Annotated in this window: 3 protein-coding genes and 4 tRNA genes; all 7 read right to left on the reverse strand. The window is 55.9% G+C overall.

The window, feature by feature from the left end:
• The coding region (locus tag ACRESD_RS19570; RefSeq protein WP_431752410.1) for a LysR family transcriptional regulator at positions 1-438 on the reverse strand (438 nt) is incomplete at its 3' end.
• A gap of 31 nt (positions 439-469) precedes the next feature.
• The gene (locus ACRESD_RS19575; RefSeq protein WP_431752411.1) at positions 470-1,204 is read right to left on the reverse strand and encodes a cysteine hydrolase family protein; all 735 of its coding nucleotides are present in this window, start codon (positions 1,202-1,204) and stop codon (positions 470-472) included.
• Positions 1,205-1,371: 167 nt separating this feature from the next.
• Positions 1,372-1,448: transfer RNA gene (locus tag ACRESD_RS19580), tRNA-Pro, on the reverse strand.
• A gap of 94 nt (positions 1,449-1,542) precedes the next feature.
• A tRNA-Lys gene (locus ACRESD_RS19585) sits at positions 1,543-1,618 on the reverse strand.
• A gap of 5 nt (positions 1,619-1,623) precedes the next feature.
• A tRNA-Pro gene (locus ACRESD_RS19590) sits at positions 1,624-1,700 on the reverse strand.
• Between the two features lie 10 nt (positions 1,701-1,710).
• Positions 1,711-1,786, reverse strand: a tRNA-Asn gene (locus ACRESD_RS19595).
• 304 nt (positions 1,787-2,090) lie between these two features.
• Entirely contained in the window at positions 2,091-4,655 is a 2,565-nt protein-coding gene (gene clpB, locus ACRESD_RS19600; protein ID WP_431752412.1) for an ATP-dependent chaperone ClpB, read from the reverse strand.
• Between the last annotated feature and the right edge of the window lie 19 nt (positions 4,656-4,674).

Below are 4,674 nucleotides of genomic sequence, written 5' to 3' on the forward strand. Positions count from 1 at the left end.
GGCGATACGTATTGCGACGTCAAATCCCTCAGCGACCAGATCGACGAATTGATCATCACAGTGCAGCTCAAGCTCAATGTCGGGATAGCGTCGCTGAAAACCCGGCAGCCAGTGCGATAGATCCAGCGTCCCCACTACCAGCGGAACACTGACCCGCAACAAGCCTTCCGGGCGCTGATGCCCCTGGGCGACAGCCTGGGAAGCCGCCTCGATGCGATCAAGAATATCGACGCACGCGGCGTAGTACTGCTCCCCAGCCGAGGTCAGGCTGAAACGCCGCGTATTGCGATTGATCAGTTGGGCGCCCAATTCAATTTCCAGCTGCTGCAACTGTCGGGAAATCGTCGAATGCGTGGTGTCCAGGCGTTCTGCGGCGGCAGAAAAACCCTTGGCTTCAACGATGCACCGAAAGGCGCGCATGGCGGATAACTGGTTCATGAATCAGGCGATCCCAGGCTGCTTAGGAGAATCAGTTAACCGGCAAAGCAATGATTTGCGAAGTGGTCAGTACCGAGCCGAAGGTGTCTTCAATCTCAGCCAGCGCCGCGTTGTGCAACTCATCCTTGCTCACCGTACGGCCATCGATACGGGTGATCGCCCGAGTAGCGGTGGCATCGGATGCTACCACAACGTCATAACCCAACGGTGCGGCGTCCCGGGCGGCGCCGGCGACACAGGCGTGGGTCATCAAGCCCGTGATGATCAGCGTCTTGACACCTGCCTGCTTCAATTGGGCATCCAGGTTGGTGCTGGCAAACACGCTGACGGTGGTTTTCTGAACGACCTTATCTTGTGGGCGTGGCTTCATCAGCGGATGAAAATCAACTGTCTTGCCATTAGTGGCGAATACAGCAGCGCCGTCCGGGGCAATATGCTGCACGTTGATAACCTGGATGTGCTCCTTGTCGGCAAACTTGATCAGACGCTGGGTGTTTTCCAGGGCTTTCATGCCATCGGGGATCGGCATACGGCCGGTGAAGTATTCATTCTGGAAGTCGATTACCAGCAAGGCGGTGGTTTTCGGATCCAGTCGACCGATGGGCTCGGCGCCCGACATGGCGCGAATGGTCGGGTGTGAGTTCGCAGCAGGTTCAGCGGCGACTGCAAATTGGCCGAGACCCATCATCATGCCCAAGCCAATAAGCGTGTGTTTGAACAATGAAGGCAACGAGCGAGCGGGTTGAGCAGCAAGGGCATAGGTCATGATGCTAATTCCTGTAGAGGTAGGTGAGTGACGAAGCCCAGTCTAGGGAGCTGTAATCAGCAGACCAACGCACCAATCAGCACAATATCTGTTTGGAATTTGCACAAATACCATTAAAAAAAAGGCAAAAAAAATCCCCGTATCTTTCGATACGAGGATTTTTAATATGGTCGGGGTAAGGGGATTCGAACTCCTGACATCCTGCTCCCAAAGCAGGCGCGCTACCGGCCGGCGCTATACCCCGGTAAAAAAAAGGCGACCTTTCAGTCGCCTTCTTCGATCCGTGCTTTTGGCCTCTGATCTTAAGATTCGATTCCAGCGTCAACTGGTTTCAAAAATGGTGGGTCGTGTGGGATTCGAACCTACGACCAATTGGTTAAAAGCCAACTGCTCTACCAACTGAGCTAACGACCCAAATATGGTCGGGGTAGGGGGATTCGAACTCCCGACATCCTGCTCCCAAAGCAGGCGCGCTACCGGACTGCGCTATACCCCGATTTTGAAATTGGCTCCGTGACCAGGACTCGAACCTGGGACCCAATGATTAACAGTCATTTGCTCTACCGACTGAGCTATCACGGAACTACATATCTCAAATGTGCAACTTTTACTGCGATGTTACTTTCTCTTCGACCTGTCCGTATCGCTACGTTCATGTCTCTGAGGCGCGCTATTCTACAATCTTAAAAACCCCTGTCAACCCTTTAAATTGCTTTTAAGACAATGATTTGCGCTTGTTTCTGATTTCTTCTTGGGGAGAAGAAACCCGTGGGCTGACGTTGCTGCGGGGCGCACTTTACAAGCCTTTTCCTTACAGTTCAACGCCCTATCGAAAAAAAAAGGCCCTGCAATGCAGGGCCTTCTTTTATTACGCCAATAACTGGGTTCAGTGGAAGACGATTTCGTCGTTTTCCACAACCGCCTCGACACGGGTGCCTGGCATAAAGCTGCCCGACAGGATCAACTGCGCCAGCGGGTTTTCGATCCAACGCTGGATCGCACGCTTCAGAGGCCGTGCGCCATACACTGGGTCGTAACCGACCGCGATCAGCTTGTCCAACGCCTCGTTGCTCAGCACCAAGTCCAGCTCACGCTCAGCCAGACGGCCACGCAGGCGTCCCAACTGAATCTCGGTGATGCCCGCGATCTGATCCCGTGCCAGAGGCTCGAAGATCACCACTTCGTCGACCCGGTTGATAAATTCCGGACGGAAATGGGTGGTCAACGCGTCCATAACTGCAGCACGTTGTGCTTCACGATCACCCACCAACTCCTGGATCTGCGCCGAGCCCAGGTTGGAAGTCATCACAATCACCGTATTACGGAAGTCCACGGTACGTCCGTGGCTGTCCGTCAGGCGGCCATCTTCCAGCACTTGCAACAGGATGTTGAACACATCCGGGTGCGCCTTCTCGACCTCATCCAGCAGGATCACCGAGTAAGGCTTGCGCCGCACGGCTTCGGTCAGGTAACCGCCCTCTTCGTAGCCCACATACCCTGGTGGAGCGCCGATCAAGCGTGCCACCGAGTGCTTCTCCATGAACTCGGACATATCGATCCGCACCATCGCCTCTTCAGTATCGAAGAGGAACTCGGCCAGCGCCTTGCACAACTCGGTCTTACCCACACCGGTCGGGCCGAGGAACATGAACGAGCCACTCGGACGGTTCGGATCGGACAAACCGGCCCGGGAACGCCGCACCGCGTTGGACACCGCCACAACCGCTTCTTCCTGGCCGATGACGCGCTGATGCAACAGGCTTTCCATCTTCAGCAGCTTGTCCCGTTCGCCCTCGAGCATTTTCGACACTGGAATGCCAGTCCACTTCGAGACGACTTCGGCAATTTCTTCCTCGGTCACCTTGCTGCGCAGCAACTGGTTTTCGCTGTGTCCATGCTGGTCGACCATCTGCAGGCTGCGTTCCAGGTCCGGGATCACCCCGTACTGCAACTCGGCCATGCGGTTCAGGTCGCCTTTACGGCGTGCAGCTTCCAGTTCCTGGCGGGACTGCTCGATTTTTTGCTGGATCTGCGCAGAACCCTGTACTTCGGCTTTTTCCGAGGTCCAGATTTCTTCCAGATCCGAATACTCACGCTCCAGGCGGACGATTTCTTCCTGGAGTTTTTCCAGGCGTTTTTTCGCCGCGTCGTCTTCCTCTTTCTTCAGGGCCTGGGACTCAACCTTCAGTTGAATCAGGCGCCGATCCAGGCGGTCGAGCACTTCCGGCTTGGAGTCGATCTCCATACGGATGCGGCTGGCCGCTTCGTCGATCAAGTCGATGGCCTTGTCGGGCAATTGACGGTCGGTGATATAGCGGTGGCTCAACTTGGCCGCCGCAATGATCGCACCGTCAGTAATGGCCACCTTATGGTGGACCTCATAGCGCTCTTTCAGGCCACGCAGGATCGCGATGGTGTCTTCTTCGCTCGGCTCTTCCACCAGCACTTTCTGGAAACGACGCTCAAGGGCCGCGTCCTTTTCAATGTACTGGCGATATTCGTTGAGCGTCGTGGCACCGACACAATGCAACTCGCCCCGCGCCAAGGCCGGCTTGAGCATGTTGCCCGCATCCATGGAACCTTCGCCTTTACCGGCGCCAACCATGGTGTGCAGTTCGTCGATAAACAGAATGATCTGCCCTTCCTGCTTCGACAGTTCGTTCAGCAGGGATTTCAGGCGCTCTTCGAACTCGCCACGGAACTTGGCACCGGCGATCAACGACCCCATGTCCAAAGACAACAGGCGCTTGCCTTTCAAGCCGTCGGGCACCTCGCCATTAATGATGCGCTGGGCCAAGCCCTCAGCGATCGCGGTTTTACCCACGCCAGGCTCACCGATCAACACCGGGTTGTTCTTGGTGCGACGCTGCAGGACCTGAATGGTGCGGCGAATTTCATCGTCACGGCCGATCACCGGATCAAGCTTGCCTTCTTCGGCGCGCTTGGTCAGGTCGACGGTGTATTTATCCAGTGCTTGGCGCGACTCCTCATGGTTAGGGTCGTTCACCGCGTCACCACCACGCAGATTGTTGATGGCGTTCTCCAGGGCTTTCTTGCTCACGCCCTGCCCAAGCAACAACTTGCCGAGCTTGCTGTTCTCGTCCATCGCGGCGAGCAGCACCAGCTCACTGGAGATGAACTGGTCGCCTTTTTGCTGGGCTAGACGGTCTGCCTGGTTGAGCAGGCGCGCCAGATCCTGCGACATGTTCACGTCGCCAGTAGGATTTTGGATTTTCGGCAGTTGGTCGAGCTCTTTGCTCAACTCCTTGCGCAGGCTGTTGACGTCGAAGCCCACCTGCATCAGCAAAGGCTTGATAGAACCGCCTTGCTGCTCCAGGAGCGCCTGCATCAAGTGCGCAGGCTCAATGGCCGGGTGGTCTAGGCCCACCGCCAAGGATTGAGAGTCAGACAATGCCAACTGCAATTTGCTGGTTAAACGATCAATACGCATTAGTCACCTTCCTTTTGAG

Source organism: Pseudomonas sp. (assembly GCF_050739995.1).
GTDB lineage: Bacteria > Pseudomonadota > Gammaproteobacteria > Pseudomonadales > Pseudomonadaceae > Aquipseudomonas.